The organism is Kitasatospora sp. NPDC056800 (assembly GCF_042789775.1).
Classification (GTDB): domain Bacteria; phylum Actinomycetota; class Actinomycetes; order Streptomycetales; family Streptomycetaceae; genus Kitasatospora.
In genome coordinates this window covers 1-19,120 of the sequence record NZ_JBHUAL010000083.1, presented here as the reverse complement: position 1 = coordinate 19,120, position 19,120 = coordinate 1, and the positions used below count along the sequence as shown (strand labels likewise).

The following is a 19,120-nucleotide window of genomic DNA, read 5'->3' as shown; positions in this document are numbered from 1 at the left end:
CTCAGGACTCTCGGGCGGCGGCGGCCATGGTGTGCAGGGCGGCGGCGTAGGTGTCGATGAACTGCTCGGCGGTGTGGTCGGCGACCAGCGAGCGCTGGTGGTCCACGGCGAGCAGCACCCGCTGCGTGACCGGGTCCTGGATGACCGAGGCGCCGAAGGCGAAGCTGTTGGGTTCGTGGCGCAGGGTCGGCTCGGTGCCGATCCGGCCGTCCACGATGCGGGCCGAGCTGAGCCGGCCGAGGGCGTGGAAGCGCAGGTAGCCGAACTGGCTGTCCAGCGCGGTGTCGGTCATCAGCCGGGCGAGGCGGGCGAAGGGCACCCGGCGGTGCGGCATCATGTCCAGCTCCTCCCGGTGGACCTCGCGGACCAGGGCGAGCAGGTCGTCGGTGGGTTCGCAGCTCAGCGGGACGGTGTTGAGGAACAGCCCGTACACCTCGGTGCCGCCGAGCCGTTCCAGCCGGCCGTTGACGGCCAGGCCGGTGGTGACGCGCCGACGCCCGGTGACGGCGGCGAGGGCGTGCAGGTGGGCGGCGAGCGCCACCGACTTGACCGGCACGCCGAGCGCGTCGGCGACGTCGCGCAACTGTCCGGGCGCCTCCGGCAGCACCCGTTCGACGGTGCGCGGCGCCTCGTGCACGGACTCGCTGCCGGGGAAGGACTGGCCGCTGACGCCGTCCAGCCGCTCGCGCCAGTAGGCGAGCGAGCGCTCGTCCCCGGCGGCCTGCCGTTCGACGGCCACGAAGTCGCGGAAGGCGGTGCGCGGCGGCGGGGCGGGCGCGCCGAGCGGGTCCTCGGCGATGGCCGTGTGGCGTTCCAGGATCTCGGTGAGCAGCGAGGTGAAGCTCCAGCCGTCGAGGATCGCGTGGTGCTCGGAGACGGTGAGCTGGAAGGCGTCCTCGGCGAGGCGCTGCACGGTGATCCGGAACAGCGGCGGCGCGGTGAGGTCGAAGGGCGTCCACCGGTGGGTGTCGAACACCTCGCGGATCGCGGCGTCCTGGTCCTCCTCGGCGGCGCCGCGCAGGTCGGCGAACTCGACGGGGGCGGGCAGCCGGCCGTGGACGAGCTGCAGCGGTTCGCCGTAGCCGGACAGGTCCAGGCCGGTGCGCAGCACGGCGTGGCGGTCCATGGCCTCGGCGACGGAGCGGCGGAAGGCCTGCTCGTCGAGGTCGCCGGAGATCTTGTAGGAGTTGACGTTGTGGTAGCTGTCGGTGCCGCCGGCGATCTCCATGTGGAAGACCATGGAGAGCTGCATGGACACCATCGGGTAGGCGTCGACCAGGCCGGGCGGCAGGTCGGCGCGGTCCTCGGGGGTGACCAGGGCGAAGGGCTCGTGGGCGTCCGGGCCCTGGGTGACGGGCTCGGCGAGCGGCAGCAGGGCGGCGACGGTGGGGGCGTTGAAGACGTCCCGCAGGCTCAGCCCCCAGCCGCGCTCGTGCAGCGCGCCGGCCAGCTGGACGGCCCGGATGGAGTCGCCGCCGAGGTGGAAGAAGTCGTCGTGGACGCCGATGCCGTCCACCCCGAGGACCTCCGTCCAGACGGCGGCGAAGGCCTCCTCCTCCGGGGTGCGCGGCTCGACGTGCCAGCCTCCGGTGGCGGTGGCCCGCTGGCCGGGGGCGGGCAGCGCGGCGCGGTCCACCTTGCCGTTGACGGTCAGCGGCAGCGACTCCAGCACGGTGAAGCTCGCCGGGACCATGTACGGGGGCAGCGAGCGGCCGAGGAAGGCGCGGACGTCGGCGGGCTCGCGTCCGGTGACGTACGCGGCGAGGCGGTCCTCGTGCACGGTGACGACGCAGGCGTCCACGTCCGGGTGGGCGGCGAGCGCGTTCTCGATCTCGCCGAGTTCGATCCGGAAGCCGCGCAGCTTGACCTGGAAGTCGGCGCGCCCGATGTACTCCAGCCCGCCGCCGGGCAGCCGCCGGGCGACGTCGCCGGTGCGGTAGAGCCGGGCCCCGGGCGGGCCGTACGGGTCGGCGACGAAGCGCCCGGCGGTGAGGCCGGGGCGGCCCCAGTAGCCGTGGGCGAGGCTGTCGCCGCCGATGTACAGCTCGCCGGCCGCGCCGGGCGGCACCGGCCGCAGCCAGTCGTCCAGGACCTGGGCGCTCAGGTGCGGCATCGGCGTGCCGATCAGGCTGCGCTCGAAGCCGGCGCTGCCGGCCAGGTCGTGGGTGGTGACGTGGACGGTGGTCTCGGTGATGCCGTACAGGTTGCACAGCCGGGCCGGGGGCGGCGGGTCGAGTTCGAACCAGCGCTGGACGACGGCCGGGTCCAGCGCCTCCCCGCCCAGCATGATCCACTTCAGTGCGGGCAGGGCGCGCGGGCTGCGCCGCAGCACCGGCTCCAACTGGCGCAGCGCCGAGGGGGTCAGGCAGAGGTACGAGACCTCCTCCTCCGCCAGCAGCTGGGCGAACTCCTCCGGCGAGCGGCTGGTCACGTACGGGACGACGACCAGGCGGGCGCCGTGCAGCAGGGCGCCCCACATCTCCCAGACCGTCCAGTCGAAGGCGTAGCTGTGGAAGAGCGTCCAGGTCTCCTGGGAGCCGAAGCCGAAGTGCCGCTCGCCGTCCGCCATCAGCCGGCTGACGTGCTCGTGGGCGACGGCGACGCCCTTGGGGCGGCCGGTGGAGCCGGAGGTGAAGATGACGTAGGCGACGTCGCCGGGGCGGCCGGCGGCCGGCGGGCGGGTGTCGGGGCGGGCGGCCAGGTCGGCGGCCTCGGCGGTCAGGTCGTAGGCCTGCCAGGGGCCTTCGGGCACCAGGTCCGGGCGGTCGGTGACGACCAGGGCGACGCCGGTGTCGCCGAAGACCAGCGCGGCGCGGTCGGCGGGGGCGGCCAGGTCGACGGGCACGTAGGCGGCGCCGGTCTTGAGCACGCCGAGGACGGTGACCAGGACGTCGGCGGTGCGGTCCAGCAGCATGCCGACGCGGTCGCCGGGGCCGACACCCCGGGCGCGCAGGGCGTGCGCGAGGCGGTTGGCCCGGCGGTCGAGTTCGGCGTAGCCCAGGGTGCGGTCGGGGTCGCTGACGGCGGGCCGGTCGGGGTGGGCGTCGGCGGCCCGTTCGAACAGGTGGTGCAGGCAGTGACCGGGGGTGTCGGTGGCCGCAGCCCCCTCGGCGGGGCGGGTGGTCAGCCGCAGCACGGTGGCGTCGGGGTCGTCCAGGGCCGCGGTGAGCAGGGCGTCGAACTCGGCGGCCAGCCGGTGGACGGTCTCCGCGTCGAACAGCTCGCCGCGGTACTCGGCCTCGCCGCGCAGCTCGCCGCCGTCTCCCCCGTCGAAGACGGACCAGGTGAGGTCGAACTTGCTGGTGCCGTTGGAGCGCACCCGGCTGCGGGCGGTGGCCGCCGGGCCGAGCGCCAGCGGGGTGCGGTCCTCGCCGTGGGCGCCGAACACCACCTGGACCAGCGGCGGGTGCTGGGCGCTGCGGGCGGCGCCGAGCCGGTCGACGATCTGGTCGAAGGGCAGGTCGAGGTAGCCGTACGCCTCGAAGGCGACGTCCTGGACGTGCTCCAGCATGTCCCGGAAGCTCAGCGCGGGCGCGAGCCGCAGGCGCAGCGGCAGCAGGTTGACGAAGTAGCCGAGCAGGTGCTCCAGTTCGGGCCGGTCGCGGGTGGTGACCGGGGTGCCGACCACCAGGTCGTCGGCGCCGGTCCAGCGGTTCAGCAGCAGGGCGAAGGCGGCCAGTTGGACGGTGAACGGGGTGACGCCCTCGGTCTCGGCCAGGGCGCGGACCCGCGCCGCCGTCCCCGGGGCGAGGTCGAACCCCTCGGTGCGGCCGGCCGCGCCGCGCTCGGCGGGCCGGGGCCGGTCGGTGGGCAGCTCCAGCAGCGCGGGGGCGCCGTCCAGCTGCTCCTTCCAGTAGGTCAGGTGCTCCTCGTAGGAGGTGCCGAGCTCCTCCTCGGCGCGGTCGGCGTACTGCACGGTCAGCTCCGGCAGTTCGGGCTCCCGGCCGCGCAGCGCCGCGTCGTACAGCTCGGCGAGTTCGCGCTCGAAGACCTCGGCGGACCAGCCGTCCCAGACGATGTGGTGGACGGTGAACAGCACGGTGGTGCGCTCGTCCTCGAGCCGGAAGGCCTCGGCGCGCAGCAGCGGGCCCGCCGCCAGGTCGAAGGGCTCGGCGCAGCGGGCGGCGAGCAGCTCCTCCAGGCGCGCGGCCCGGTCGGGGTGGTCCCGCAGGTCGGTCTCCGCGAGCGGCACGGCGAGCCGGTGGTGCACGTGCTGGCGGGGGCCGTCGGGGTGCAGCGCGAAGGTGGTGCGCAGCGTCTCGTGCCGGGCGGTGACGGCGTCCAGCGCCCGTCGGAGCAGCGCGAGGTCGAGCGGGCCGGTGACGTCGAGGGTCCAGGGGGTGCAGTAGGTGACGGCCTTCGGGTCGAGGCGGTCGAGGAACCAGAGGCCGCGTTGCAGCCCGGAGACGGGCGCGGTGCGCGCCGGGTGGTCGGACGGGCTCACGGCCTCGTTCCCTTCGTGTGCGGTGCGGCCGGTCACCGGGCGGCCAGCCGTTCGGCGATGGCGCTCACGGTCCGGGCCCGGAACACCAGTTGCGGGGGGACGCGGCTGCCGGTCTCCCGGGACAGCCGCATCGCGACCCGGACGGCGGCCAGCGAGTTGCCGCCGATCCGGAAGAAGTTGTCCTCGCGGCCGACCTCGGCGAGGTCGAGCACCTCGCGCACCGCCTCGGCGACCAGGCGTTCGGCCTCGGTCAGCGGGTCGGCGGCCTCGTCGGCCGTCGCGTCCTCGTCGGAGGCGGCCGGGCGCCCGGCGGGGGCGGGCAGCGCCCTGCGGTCCACCTTGCCGTTGTGGTTGAGCGGCAGCGCGTCCAGGACGTCCAGGGTCGCGGGCAGCATGTGCTCGGGCAGCAGGCCGGCCAGGTGGTCGAGCAGGGCGTCCGGGCCGGGGGCGCCGGCGGCGACGGTGACGTAGGCGGCGAGCCGGCGGTCGCCGGGGGCGGGCTCGTGGACGGCGACGGCGGCCTCCCGGACGGCCGGGTGGCGGGTGAGCGCGTCCTCGATCTCGCCGGGTTCGACCCGGAAGCCCCGGATCTTGACCTGGTCGTCGATCCGGCCGGTGACCTCCAGCAGGCCCTCGGCGGTGCGGTGGCCGAGGTCGCCGGTGCGGTAGAGGCGCTCGCCGGGGGCGCCGTACGGGGAGGCGACGAAGCGTTCGGCGGTCAGGCCGGGCCGGCCGAGGTAGCCGTGGGCGAGGCCGCCGCCGGTGGCGTACAGCTCGCCGGTCACCCCGGGCGCGACGGGGCGCAGCCGCTCGTCCAGGACGAGGACGCCCTTGCCGTGCAGCGCGACGCCGATCGGGATGGAGCCGCCGGCGGCGTCGGCGGGGCCGACCCGGTGGCAGGTGGTCAGGCCGAGGCTCTCCACCGGGCCGTAGCCGTTGGCGACGACCAGCCCCGGGTAGGCCTCCAGGGCCTTGGCGACATGGGTGGTGGAGGCCCGCTCGCCGGCCGTGAAGGCGAGCTTCAGGCCGTCGTAGGTCTCCGGGAACTCCTCCAGCAGGAAGTTGAACAGGCTGGCGGAGAGCTGGAGTTGGGTGACGCCGTGGCGGCGGGTCAGCTCGGCGACGGTCTGCGGGTCGGGGCGTTGGCCGGGCTGGAGGACGCAGGTGCCGCCGAAGCAGAGCGCGCCGTACAGCTCCAGCGCGAAGGCGTCCCAGGAGACCGGCGAGCACTGCAGCCAGACCTCGTCGGGGCCGAAGCGGGCGTAGTCCTGGCCGAGGTAGGTGGTGGTGAGCGCGCGGTGCGGGACGGCGACGCCCTTGGGGCGGCCGGTGGAGCCGGAGGTGAACATCACGGTGGCGAGGTCGACGCCGTCGACCGGCAGGCCGAGGTCGTGGGCCGGGTACCGGGCGAGGTCGGCGGCCGAGGCGTCCAGGTCCACCTGGCCGGGGACGGCGAACGGCACGGTGGCGTGCCGGTGGGTGACCACCGTGGCGGCGCCGGTGTCGGCGACGGCGCCGGCCAGCCGCTCGGCCGGGAAGTCCGGGTCGAGCAGGGTGTACGCGGCGCCGGTCTTGAGGGCCGCCAGCAGGGCGGTGACCAGCTCCGGACCGCGCTCGGTCAGCACGGCGACGGTGTCGCCGCGGCCGATGCCCAGGCCCGCCAGGTGGCGGGCGAGCCGGTTCGCGGCGGCGTTCAACTCGCCGTACCCGACGGCGCGTTCGCCGGACACCAGGGCGACGGCGCCCGGCTCCCGGGCGGCCCGCGCCTCGAACAGGGCGTGCACCGGCACCTCGACGGCGGCGGCCAGGGTGCCCAGCCACTCCTCGCACAGGCCGGCCATGGTGGCCGGGTCGAAGAGGTCGCTGTCGTACTCGAAGCGGCCGGTGAAGCCGGTGCCGAGGTCGTCCACCGAGACGGACAGGTCGAAGCGGGAGACCGGGTTGGAGTGCAGGGAGCGGGTGACGGCGTGCCCGCCGACCGTGAACGGCCGGGGGTCCAGCGGGTGCAGCTCCAGCAGCACCTGGCAGAGCGGGTTGCGGTCCTCGGGGCGCTCGTCGAGCACGGCGTTCGCGATGTCGTCGAAGGGCACCTCCTGGTGCCGGTAGCCGCCGATCGACACCTCGCGCACGTGCCGGACCAGCTCGCGGAAGGAGGCGCCCTCCTCCAGCTTCAGCCGCAGCGGCAGCAGGTTGACGAAGTAGCCGATCAGGCCGTCGAGTTCGGCCCGGCCGCGGGCGTTCACCGGCGAGCCGAGGACCAGGTCGCGCTGCCCGGAGCGGCGGTGCAGGGTGAGCGCCAGCCCGGCCAGCAGCACCATGAACGGGGTGGCGTCCTCGCTGCGGGCGAGCGCCCGGACGGCCTCGGCCACCGGATCGGGCATGGCGAAGCGGTGGAAGGCGCCGCGGAAGGCCTGCTCCTCGGGGCGGGGGCGGTCCGGCGCCAGCGCGTCGGCGGTCGGCGCGTCGCGCAACTGCTCGCGCCAGTAGTCGAGTTGCTTCTCCGCGGTGTCGTCCTGGTACTGCCAGGCGGCGTAGTCGCCGTACTGGACGGCGAGTTCCGGCAGCTCGGCCGGGCGGCCCTCGGCCAGCGCGGCGTACAGCTCCTGGAGTTCGGCCTCCAGCACGGGCAGCGAGCCCTCGTCCCAGACGATGTGATGGAGGAGCAGCAGCAGCGTGGTCGCCCCGTCGGCCCGGAAGACCCGGGCCCGCACCAGCGGTCCCCGCGCCAGGTCGAAGGGCTCCAGCGCGGCCTCGGCGACCAGCTCGTCCACCCGGTCGGCGGTGGTCTCGGTGAGCGTGAACGGCAGCTCCACGGAGGGGTGGACGACCTGGCGCGGGCCGTCCTCGGCGAGCTCGAAGGTGGTCCGCAGGCTCTCGTGCCGCTCCACCACCCCCGCCAGCGCCCGCCGCAGCAGCCCGGGGTCGACCGGCCCGGAGAAGCGGAACACCCAGGGCACCACGTAGGTCGGCGCGTCCGGGTTCCACTGGTCGAGGAACCACAGGCCGCGCTGGAACTTCGACAGCGGGGCCTCGGCGGCGCCCGAGCGCACCGGGGCCGGGCGCGCGCCGCCGGTCGCGGAGGTCACCGCGGCGGCGAACCCGGCCAGGGTCGGCGCGTCGAAGATGGTGTACGGCGACACCATGCCGAAGACGTCGAAGACCCGGCCCACCACCCGGACGGCGGTCAGCGAATCGCCGCCCAGGTGGAAGAAGTTGTCGTCGGCGCCGACCTCCGGCACCCCGAGCACGTCCGCCCAGACCGCCGCGATCAGCTGCTCGGCGGGGGTGCGCGGCGGGCGGCCGGCCGCCCTGCCCTCCGGCGCGGTCCGCGGCTCGGGCAGCGCCGCGCGGTCCACCTTGCCGCCGGCCGTCAGCGGGAAGGCCTCCAGCGCGGTGAGCGTCGCCGGGACCATGTGCTCGGGCAGCCGCTCGGCCAGCCAGGCCCGGGCCTCGGCGTACCCCGGCGCGGCGCCGGTGACGTACGCGGCCAGCCGGCCCTCGTGCGCCACCACCACGCAGCCGGTGACGCCGGGGTGGCCGGCCAGCACCTGCTCGACCTCCCCGGGCTCGACCCGGAAGCCGCGGATCTTCACCTGGTGGTCGGTGCGGCCGAGGAACTCCAGCGGGCCCTCCCCGGTGGCTCGGCGCACCAGGTCGCCGGTGCGGTACATCCGGGCTCCCCCGGGGCCGTCCGGGTCCGCGAACGGGTCGGCGACGAAGCGGCCGGCGGTCAGGCCCGGGCGGCCGAGGTAGCCGGAGGCCAACAGCGGCCCGCCGACGTACAGTTCGCCGGCCTCGCCGGGCGGCACCGGCCGCAGCCGCTCGTCGAGCACGTGCAGCAGCCGCCCGCCGACGGCGGTGCCGATCGGCACCCGGGCGCCCGGCTGCTCCTGCCCGCCGTCGAGCCGGTGGACGGTGGCGGTGACCACCGTCTCGGTCGGACCGTACGCGTTCAGCAGCGGCACCCCGGTCGCCGCCCACCAGGCGGCGGCGGTGGCCGGCTCCAGCTTGTCGCTGCCGGAGACCATCAGCCGCAGGGTGCGCGGCACCCCGCCGCCCAGCGCCGCCACCACGTCCTGGAAGTAGCCCGCGGCCAGGTTGGCGACGGTGACGCCCTCGGCGTCCAGCAGTTCCAGCAGCGCGGCCGGGGCGAGCAGCCGCTGCTCCGGCAGGACGAGGCAGGCCCCGGCGGACAGCGCCCCGAGCACCTGCTCCACGGCCACGTCCACGGTCGGACGGGCGAACTGCAGCACCACGTCCCGCTCGGTCAGGCCGAGGGCCTCGACCACACCGGCCAGGTGGCCGGTCAGGGCCGCGAGCGGGACGTGCACGCCCTTGGGGCGGCCGGTGGTGCCGGAGGTGTAGATGACGTAGCCGGCGCCCGCGCCCACACCCGTCCCGTCGCCGAGCTCGGTGAGCTCCTCGCCGTCGAGGGCGAGCCCGGCCCCGGCGTCCTCGACGATCCAGCGGTTGCGCTCCTCGGGCGCCTCCCGGTCCAGCGGCAGGTAGGTGGCACCCGCCCGCAGCGCCGCCAGCAGCGCGACCACGTGGTCCAGCCGGTCGCGGCCGGTCACGGCGACCGTCCGCCCGGGGGCGAGCCGGGCGGCGAGGGCGGCGCTCAGTCCGTCCAGCTCCCGGTAGCCGACGGTCCGGGCCCCGGCCCGGACGGCCGGCCGCTCCGGGAAGCGCGCGACGGCGGAGGCGAACGGCGCGAATGCGGGCGCCGTGAATTCGACGGGAAAACCGCGAGAGGACATCATCCAGCCCCAGATCGTGAGAGGAATCGGCGAAGAAGGCGATAGGGGGATTACGAAGGCCCTATCGGCAGAACGGGCGGAAGGAAGTCGGCAGTTTCCTTCTGCCGCTTCCCGAGCAGGCCAGGGCTACCGGCCGAGGGGGATTCCGGAATTCCCGGGGGACCAGACGTCCGCCTCTTCCAGGGCCTCCGGGGAGTACTTCCCGAGCGCGCTGATCAGCAGCCGGAGTTCCAGCGCCAGGCATTCCGCGAAACGGCGGAGCCCGGATTCCCGGTCCTCCGCGACGGCGAGCAGCGCCGCCCGCCCGAGGCCCACCGCGCGGGCCCCCAGCGCCAGGCTCTTGACCGCCCGGGCGCCCTCCCAGATCCGCCCGGAGACCAGCAGGCAGGGCGGCGGCACGACCGCCAGCCGGCGCAGGCACTCCGCGAGCGGCAGGCCGACGTGCGGCAGGAACACCCCCGGCGCCCAGCCGGTGCCGCCCTCCGCGCCGTCCACCACGACGGCGTCCGCCCCGGCCTCGTGCGCCACCCGGGCGGCCTCGGCCACGTCCCGGCCGGGGTAGAGCTTCACCCAGATCCGCACCCGCGGGTAGTTGTTGCGCATCAGCCGGATCTGCTGGCGCAGGATCTCCGCGGTGAAGGTGCCCGGGGTGGCGGCGCGCAGCACCCGCCCGTCGCCGAACAGCGGGTCGAGCCCGAAGCGGTCGCCGAGCGCGGCGGCGGCCTCCGCGTCCAGTACGGTCATCCCGCCCAGACCCGGCTTGGCGCCCTGGCCGACCTTCAACTCGAAGGCCAGCCGCCCGGATTCGAGCAGCGGCAGGGCGGCCGGGTCGCTGTGGACGAGGTTCCACACCTCGGCGTCGGCGTCCTCGGTGCTCTGCTGGACGGCCACGCCGCCGAGCCCGTCCGGGAGTTCCTCGCCGTAGGCGCGCAGCCGGCCGAGCAGGGTGCGGTCGGCGGCCTCGCCGAGCCGGCCGTAGCCGTTGACCGGCACCACGTTCTCGCCGATCACCATCGGGATCCCGAGCGCCCCGGCCTGCCGGCTGAGGGCCAGTCCGAGGTCGCCGCCGGCCGCCCGGGTGGAGCCGGTCGCGGAGACGTACACCGGCAGCGCGGAGGCGAACCCGCCGATGGCGGTGGCGAGTTCGACGTCCCGGTAGTCGGGCTCGCGGCCCAGGTCGATCAGCTTGGCGAGCCGCTGCGGCAGGAACAGCGGCGGGACGATCCGCAGGGCGTCGAGGGCGTCGGACGACTGTGCCTCCTCGGCCGCGCCGGCGCCGAACAGCACCCGCCCGTACTCCTCGGCGGGCGGGAACACGGCGGCCGCCCCGGCCCGAGCCCGCCGTCGGACCTCCTCCTCCGGGAACCCCGGTGCGGTCAGGTCGCTCATGGCGACACCACCCCGGCGACCTTGGGGAACGCGCTGGCCTGCCAGACGGCGTCCAGCCCGGCGACGTACCGGGTGAGCCGCTCGACGCCGATACCGAAGCCCGCGCTGGCCGGCACGCCCTCGCGCACCAGGTCCAGGTACCAGCGGTACTTCTGCGGGTTCTCGCCGGTCTCCCGCATCCGGGTGACGATCTCCGCGTAGTCGTTGGTGCGCTGGCTGCCGCTGCACAGCTCGCCGTAGCCCTCGGGCGCGAGCAGGTCGAAGTTCCGCAGCAGGCCCGGGTCCTGCGGGTGCTCGCGGTCGTAGAAGCCGCGCGAGCCCTTCGGGTAGTCGGTGACGAAGAACGGCCGGTCGCGCCGGGCCGACAGCAACGCCTCGCCCTCCCAGTCGAGTTCGGCGTCCAGGCTCTGCGGGTGCCCGATCCCGCGCAGTTCGGCGACCGCCTCGGCGTGCCGGACGCGGCCGAAGGAGCCCTTCAGCAGGTCGGCGAACGCCTGCGGGTCCCGGCCGAGTTCGGCGAACTCCTTGGGCAGCTCGCGCACCGTGCTGCCGACGATGTGCACCACCAGCTCCTCGGCCAGCCGGACCGCGTCGTCCCGGCTCGCGCCGGCCGCCTCCACGTCCAGCTGGTGGAACTCGGCCAGGTGCCGGCTCGTCCCGGCGGTCTCCAGCGGCTCCAGACGGACGTTCGGGGCGATGCAGAAGATCTTGTCGAAGGCGAGCAGCGAGGCCTGCTTGTACAGGATCGCGCTGGTCATCAGCTTGTAGCGGTGGCCGTAGAAGTCGATGTCCACCTGCTTGGAGCCGCGCGCGCCGGGGTCGGTGACCGGGCCGATGATCGGCGGCAGCAGCTCGGTGAAGCCCCGGCCGCGCAGGAACTCGCGGGCGGCGGACAGCAGGTGCTGCTGGATCCGCAGCGCGCTGCGGGTGGTCGGGTCGGTCAGGTGCCGGCCCGGATCGGTCGGGGGCAGGGGGGTGGCGTCGGGCATGGTCGGAGTCCTCTTCTCTCGGGGGGCCGTGGTCCGCCGTCGGGGGCGCGGGCGGTCGTCGGGGCGCGGGCGGTCGTCGGTGGTGGAGCGCCGGCCGGGCGGGACGGCTGGAGCGCGGGCGGCTCGGCGGGGCGGCGGCTCAGCGCGCGACGGGCAGGCCCCGGGCGGCGGACGCGGACGCGGAGGCGGCGGCGTACCGGGCCCGGCCGTCGTAGCTCCGCTGGACGTGGGAGAGGGCGGCGAGCAGCCCGGCCGAGCCGGGGATCGGCGCGCGGCCGCGCTCGCCCAGCCCGGCGATCGGCATCGAGCCGACCGAGGACCAGTACAGTCGCCCGTCCGGGCCCAGCGAGCTGCGTGTCCGCCCGGCGTTGTCGGGGTGCAGGCAGTACGGCACGTCCAGGTAGCCGGCCGCGAACGCCCGTACCAGGGCCCGCCCGACGTCGGCGTCCAGGTCGAGCACCGCGCCGATCAGCGCCCTGGCCTCGGCCTCGATCCCGGTGTCCGGCGGCACGGCGGGACGGCGGTCGGACGCCGGGGGCCGGGCCCGCTCCGCCGTGGCGGCCGCGGCGGCGGCCTCCAGCGCCCGGACGTTCTCGGCGACGGTCGGGATGCGGTGCGCCTCGGCCGTGGTCTTGACGATCAGCCGGGCCGCGCCGCCACGCACCGCGAGCCGCGCCGCGTCCTCCAGCAGCAGCCGCGCACCGCCGGGCGAGCGCGGGTACACACCCATGTACGCGTACACCACCAGGTGCCAGTCGACGTCGGTGAGCAGTTCCCCCGCGATCCGGCCGAGCGCGGCCAGCGCCTCCTCGTCCTGGCGGGCGTCGGCCTGCTGGGCGTAGCTGAGCGAGATGCTGCGCAGCCCGTGCCGGCGGAAGAACAGCGCCTCCAGCACGCTGACGGCGATCAGCAGCGAGGGCGGGCAGAGCTGGCCCATCAGGCAGCCGCCGAACGTCTCCAGGTGCGGCTCGGCGCCGAACTCCCGGACGGAGGCCAGCAGTTCGCAGCCGCGACGCCAGCGGGCCACCGCCTCGTGGAGCGGGGTGCGGCCGTACGGCAGGCAGTAGGAGACCGGTCCGCCCTCGGTGGCGTCCAGGCCGGCCGCCAGCAGCGCCTCGACGATCCGCTCCGGTGCGGCCGAGCCGTGCCGGACCTGCACCGGGAAGCCCGCGTCCGCCACCCCGCGCAGCACCGCCCGGGTGACCTCGACGGGGTGGGTGGCGATCGGGTAGCCGTTGAGGCCCGCCCCGGCGGCCAGGGCGCGCCGGGCGGCCGCGAGGTCGCCGGTGCGGGTGTAGCTGTCCAGGGTGATGGTGCCGACGGTGACGGCGGCCGCGCCCCGGGTGGCGAGCAGGCCCGCCCGCATCGGGGCCGCCTCCGCCATGCCCATCCGGGGCTGGACCACCAGCGCGCCGGCCTCGGCGGCCTGCGCCACGAACGCGCCGAAGCCCGTCCCGGCGGGGCCCGCCCGTTCAGGTCCGGCCACCGCGGGACCGAACCCGGCGGGACCGGCCCCGACGGGAGCCGTCACAGCAGCACCCCGGAGCGCAGTCCGCCGACGAAGGCGCGGAACCCGGCCACCGCGGCGCCGTCCTCGAAGACCGCGTCGAACCCGGCCGCCAGCAGCGCGCGTTCGCGGTCCGGGTCGTCGGCCCCGGCGATGCCGAGCTTGCCGCCGATGACGGTCGGGGTGCTCCGCAGCTCCGGGCAGGCGCGGAGGGCCTCGATCACCCGCAGGCCCTCCTGGTGGCCGTGCCCGTTGACGCTGCTGATCACGATCAGGTCCGGTTCGGCCCGGCGGCATTCGGAGAGCAGCAGCGCGTCCGGGACGCACGCGCCCAGGTTCGTCACCCGGTGGCCCATCTCCTCCAGCAGGAACTGGAGGTACACCAGGTTCCAGGTGTGCGAGTCCGAGGCCGTCGTCGTCACGACGACGTCCAGACCGCCCGGACCGTTCTGTTCGGCATTCCCGTGCTCCACGACTCCGCCCTCACCGGTAGTGATCCTCGATGGCGTTCCGTCGCGTTCTGCGCGGCGGCCCGGCCCCACGGAGAACGCTAGGAACGATCGGGCCCGGCAAGCGGCAGCTCCGGCGGCATTAAGCGGCAGAATGGGTCGGCCGGCGGCAGAATCGGTCAGCCCGCGGCCGCCAGCAGCGGGACGTCCCCGGTCGGCGCGAGCCGCGGCCCGGGCTCCTCCCGGACCAGCCGGCGGCACAGGTTGAGGACGGTGAAGCGCACGCCGTCCCGGGCGGGCACGCTGCGGATCAGCCCCCGCGACAGCAGTTCGTGCACCGTGGCCAGGCAGGTCTGCAGCGTCCAGCCGCTGCGGACCACCGCGTCCTCCCCCGACCAGTCCCCGGGCTCGTCCACCAGCACTTCCAGCAGGGCGCGCTGACGGTCCGTCAGGCGGAGGATCGCCGGCTCCAGGTCGTCCCGCAGGTCACCGCGCGCGCCGAACACCACCGGCGGCGCCGCCAGCGTGAACGGGACGGCCGCCAGCCCGGCCACCAGCTGGGCGGTGGACCGCACCAGCGCCCAGCCCGCCGCCCGCTCCAACGCTCCCGGCAGGCCGTCCAGTCGGCGGCAGAGCTCCGCGACGGCGGGCGCCTCGGAGCGCTCCAGGGTGTAGCCGGGCCGCAGCCGGCACAGGTGCGAGAGCAGCAGCCGGACGGCCCCGACCTGCGCCAACGCCTCGGGCTCGGCGTCGAGTTCGGGGTCCGGTACGGGCAGCGGCGCGAGCGGGATGACCTGGCCGCCGGGCAGCGGCCGGGCCTCCCGGGCGGTGATCAGCACCCGCAGCCCGGGGCAGTGGCGGAACAGCCCGTCCAACTGCCCGGCGTCCACCCCGCCGTCGGCGCCGTCCAGCACCAGCAGGGCGGGCCGCTCGCCGATGTCCCGGACGAGGTCGTCCAGCCGCCCGCGCCACGGGTGCGGGCCGCCGCCGCAGTCCACCCAGCGCACCGACCAGCGGACGGCCAGGTGCAGCCGGCGGGCCACCTCCAGGGCGAGCCGGGTCTTGCCCACCCCGCCGAGGCCGACCAGCGAGACCAGCCGGTCCCCGTGCACGGCGAAGGCGTCGGCCAGCACCTCGGCCTCCGCCTCCCGGCCGACGATCGCCCCGCGCGCCACCGGCGGGGCGGCCGGCTCGTCCCCCGGCTCGTCCGCGGCCTGCTGCCGGCGGGCGGCCTCCTCGAAGTCCGTCCGGCTGCGGCCCTCCAGCCGCAGCGCGTCCGCCAGCAGCCGGACGGTCTCGTTGCGGGGCCGTCGCACCCGGCCGCTCTCCATGTCCCGGATCGCCCGCACGCTCAGGGTCGCGTGATCCGCCAGGCACTGCTGGGTCAGCCCGATCCGCTCGCGCCGTAGCCGCAGCAGCTCGCCGAAACCCGCCGCCGTTCTCACCGCTTGCACCGACAGCCCGCCGTCCATGCCTCGTCTGCCCTTCGTGGTCCGGACTCCTCCTGACGTCGGGACCGGTGGCGGCGTCAGCCACGGGCGCCCGTACGGCCCGTGGTCCGGCCGTACGGGACCCGGCGATCAGGCTGTGGCCTCCGGACCGGTTCCCTCCGGGTCCCGATGCTCCAGGCTCGTCGTCTACGCCCGATCAACGGCCGATCACCGGCCCTACCCACGACCTTCACCCGGGCCTCACAGCCCGCCCGTCACCTGGGCGGCCTCCCCGGCGCATCCGGGTGAACCGTGGTGCCACTCGGGCACGTTAATGCCGTTTATCGGATTTTCGGCACGCATACTACGCCCGTACGGTCACTGTCCGTATTGGGTCAACAACACCCCGCATCCGCTCCACCGTCCCCGTGCCCGTCACCACCGCCATCCACCCCGCGCCGTCCAGCTCACCGCCGTCCAACCCACCGCTGTGCAGCCCACCGCGTGACACCGGACCGCTCGACCGAAGGGAATCGTCATGAGGCGCTGTCCAGCCACCAGCGGACACGAGCGAAGTCGACGCGGCCGCCGACACGGAGGCCGACCCGGGATGGACACGCTCCGCGACCGCCTCGTCGGGGCCGTGCTCACCCTCCTCCTCGCGTTCGCCACGGCCTCCGGCTCCTTCGCCGCCCCCGCCGTGGCACACGCGCCGAGCCGTGACCCCCGCACCCCCGCCACCGGCACGACGGCCGCCCCCGCCGACCAGCGGAACGGACGCCACGACGTCCGCCAGCAGCCCGTGACCCTGGCGAAGACCGGCACCGACACCACCACCGGCAGCACCACCCAGACCGCCCAGGGCGACACCGTCCGCTGGGTCGTCTCCGCGACCAACCCCGACGGCGCGCCCGTCAGCACCACCGTCACCGACGCCATCCAGGGCGGCCCGGGCAGCACACCGCAGACCCAGTCCTACGTCCCCGGCTCACTGCAGGTGCCCCCCGGCTTCACCAAGCAGTGGTCCACCGACGGCGGCACGACCTTCTCCGGCACCGACCAGGGCGCCGCCACCAACGTCGTCCAGGCCACCAACCCGACGCTCTCCTCCCCGGCGACCGGCCAAGTGGTCCAGATCCCGCCGCCGTTCACCCCGATCAACACCGCCACCGGCGGCGACGGCTTCACCCCCATCCGCTACACCGCCACGATCAACGGCGTCCCCACCCCCGAGATCTGGAACATCTACCACCACGGCTTCTCCAACACGGCCAGCGTGGTCTGCACCGACCTGCTCACCAACGGCCCCTGCCCGACCCCGAGCGGAGCCCCCGCCACCTGGCCCCAGGCGCTGAACTCCTCCGCCGCCGACACGACCACCGGCGACATCGGCAGCACCCGCACCCCGACCTACGTGCAGATCGGCTCCCGGCTGTACTACGCCGCGATCAGCCGGGTCACGCAAGCACTCATCGGCGTCGGCTGCATCGACCTCCAGGCCCAGACCAGCTGCGGCCTCACCCCGCTCCAGACCGGCACCGGCCTGGTCATCGGAGGCGTCGTCCAGGCGCCCAACCAGCTGATCTACGCGGTCTCCGGCACCGGCGAGATCCTCTGCTACGACCCCGTCGGCAACTCCTCCTGCGGCACCTTCACCATCGGCCTGCCGCCCAACGAGGGCCAGGTCGCCTTCAGCGGCGACTACGCCGGCATCATGCGGGTCATCAACGGCAAGATCTACGTCACCGACAACCAGCTGGCCCCGCTGCCCACGGTGATGTCCTGCTTCGACCCGTCGACGAACGCCGCGTGCACCGGCTGGGCCACCCCCAAGACCGTCGTCACCCCGACCGGCACCGAAGCCGCCCGCGCCGACAACGTCTTCGAGATGTACGACACGGCCGGCACCGTCACCGGCGTCTGCACGGCGGTCGGCGGCGTCGAACTGGCCGTCACCCCGCCGGTCGGCACCGTCGTCTGCTTCGACTTCGCCGGCAACCCCGTCGCCGCGCCCCCCGGCCTGCAGACCCTCCTCAGCACCAACGTCGCCCCCGGCGAATCCAACTTCCAGGTGCCGCTGACCATCACCGCCCCCAACGGACACCTCGAAACCGAGTTCCCGTTCTGGATCTACCTCAGCATCTCCCCCACCTCCAACAGCTCCGAGTTCTGCTACGACTGGAACACCCAGGCCCCCTGCGCCCAGTACGGCACCAACGGCGTCGTCAACGGCCCGCCCAACGTCAACGGCGGCGACACCAGACCGTACGGCTTCGCCTACGACGGCCAGTGCAAGTACAGCCTCGGCGACACCGGCTACCTGTTCTCCATCGACCCGATCACCGGCGCCTCCCCCTGCCTGAAGACCAAGGCCCAGGGCAGCCTCAACCCCTCCGCGTACTACTGCGACGGGGCCACCGGGCACGTGAGGTCGTACGGCACGGTCAGCCTCCTCGGCCTCGACCCCACCACCGTCGACTTCACCCAGTCCTCGGTGACCGTCCTGGCCTCCGACGGCACCACCATCGGCACCTTCCCGTTCAACCCCACCACCGAGACGGCGGACATCTCATCCGTCCCGACCAGCGACTCACCGATCCAGGTGATCGCCAACCTCACCCTCGTCAACGGGTCGTCCTTCACCCCCGGCAACCACCCGCAGATGCAGGTGACCTTCGTCGGCGACGCGCCGCAGATCTGCTTCGAGACCACCATCTCCACCGACTGCTCCGTCACCGCCGTCTCCAACCAGGCCTCCGCCGTCACCAACGGCCAGCCGCCCGTCACCTCCAACACCGTCACCCTCCAGGTCACCCCCGGCGCCGAGTGCGCGCCGAAGCTGGAGATCCTCAAGGAGGTCTGCACCTCCACCAACGCCGCCGACTGCGGGCCCGGTGGCCCCGGACCATGGGCCAAGACCACCACCCTCGCCCCCGGCGGGACGGCCTACTGGCGGATCACCGCGACCAACACCGGCCTGGTCAACATCACCGGCATCACCCTGGACGACACCGTCACACCGTCCTGCGTGACAGCCGCCGGGACGTTCGACCTCGCAGCGGGCGCCTCCCATCAGATCTTCTGCAACCTGCCGGGCGTCACCCAGTCGACGACGAACACGGTGACCGCCTCCTTCCCCGGCCCTGGTGGCACCCCGGTCAGGACGGGCCCGTCGGAGGCGAGTGCCGTCGTCCCGTCGCTGGCCATCAACAAGGAGGTCTGCACCTCGGCCAACGCCGCCGACTGCGGCGCCGGGGGTCCGGGCCCGTGGGCCAAGACCACCACCGTGGCGCCTAACGGGACGGCCTACTGGCGGATCACCGTCACCAACACCGGCACGGTCAACGTCACCGGCATCACGCTGAACGACACCGTGACGCCCTCGTGCGTGACGGCCGCCGGGACGTTCGACCTCGCCGCAGGCGCGTCCCAGCAGGTGTTCTGCAACCTGCCGGGCGTCACCCAGTCCACCACCAACACGGTGACGGCCTCGTTCCCGGGGCCTGGTGGCACCCCGATCACCACGCCGCCGTCCGAGGCGAGCGTTGACGTTCCATCTCTGGCCATCAACAAGGAGGTCTGCACCTCCGCCAACCCGGCCGACTGTGGCGCCGGTGGCGCGGGACCGTGGGCGAAGACCACCACCGTCGCGCCGAACGGCACCGCCTATTGGCGGATCACGGTGACCAACAACGGGCCGGTCAACATCACCGGCATCACCCTCGCCGACGCCATCACACCGGCCTGCGTCACAGCCGCGGGGACGTTCGACCTCGCCGCAGGGGCCTCCACACAGGTCTTCTGCAACCTCCCGGGCGTCACCCAATCCACCACCAACACCGTCACCGCCTCATTCCCGGGACCCGGCGGAACACCCATCACCACACCACCCTCCGAAGCGAGCGTCGACGTCCCGTCCCTGGCCATCAACAAGGAGGTCTGCACCTCCGCCAACGCCGCTGACTGCGGCACCGGAGGCGCCGGCCCGTGGGCCAAGACGACCATCGTCGCGCCGAATGGCACCGCGTACTGGCGGATCACCGTCACCAACAACGGGCCCGTCAACATCACCGGCATCACCCTCGCCGACGCCATCACACCGGCCTGCGTCACAGCCGCCGGCACCTTTGACCTCGCGGCAGGCGCCTCCACACA

The 19,120-nt window shown here is 74.6% G+C and carries 8 protein-coding genes; 1 reads left to right on the top strand and 7 read right to left on the bottom strand.

The window, feature by feature from the left end; translation table 11 throughout:
• Position 1 precedes the first annotated feature (1 nt).
• From ACFRQN_RS19580 to ACFRQN_RS19550, 7 genes are all read right to left on the bottom strand, one after another.
• Complete coding sequence (locus ACFRQN_RS19580; RefSeq protein ID WP_380741350.1) at positions 2-4,444, bottom strand: amino acid adenylation domain-containing protein; 4,443 nt, start codon at positions 4,442-4,444, stop codon at positions 2-4.
• Positions 4,445-4,476: 32 nt separating this feature from the next.
• Complete coding sequence (locus tag ACFRQN_RS19575; RefSeq protein WP_380741348.1) at positions 4,477-9,204, bottom strand: amino acid adenylation domain-containing protein; 4,728 nt, start codon at positions 9,202-9,204, stop codon at positions 4,477-4,479.
• Positions 9,205-9,327: 123 nt separating this feature from the next.
• Positions 9,328-10,590: a glutamate synthase-related protein gene (locus ACFRQN_RS19570; protein ID WP_380741347.1), complete on the bottom strand. Its 1,263-nt coding sequence runs from the start codon at positions 10,588-10,590 to the stop codon at positions 9,328-9,330.
• On the bottom strand, positions 10,587-11,579 hold the full coding sequence (locus ACFRQN_RS19565) for an asparagine synthetase A (RefSeq protein WP_074006450.1): 993 nt from the start codon (positions 11,577-11,579) through the stop codon (positions 10,587-10,589). Before ACFRQN_RS19565 ends, ACFRQN_RS19570 begins: the two co-directional genes overlap by 4 nt.
• A 139-nt stretch (positions 11,580-11,718) precedes the next feature.
• Positions 11,719-13,065, bottom strand: a complete 1,347-nt coding sequence (locus ACFRQN_RS19560) for a methylaspartate mutase (protein WP_380741346.1) — start codon at positions 13,063-13,065, stop codon at positions 11,719-11,721.
• Positions 13,066-13,106: 41 nt separating this feature from the next.
• Positions 13,107-13,559, bottom strand: a complete 453-nt coding sequence (locus ACFRQN_RS19555; protein WP_049658201.1) for a cobalamin B12-binding domain-containing protein — start codon at positions 13,557-13,559, stop codon at positions 13,107-13,109.
• A 155-nt stretch (positions 13,560-13,714) separates the two neighbouring features.
• Entirely contained in the window at positions 13,715-14,980 is a 1,266-nt protein-coding gene (locus ACFRQN_RS19550; protein ID WP_234348629.1) for a helix-turn-helix domain-containing protein, read from the bottom strand.
• Positions 14,981-15,575: 595 nt separating this feature from the next.
• Between ACFRQN_RS19550 and ACFRQN_RS19545 the strand changes: the two genes are divergently transcribed.
• A partial coding sequence (locus ACFRQN_RS19545) for a hypothetical protein (RefSeq protein ID WP_380741344.1) occupies positions 15,576-19,120 on the top strand: 3,545 nt, incomplete at its 3' end.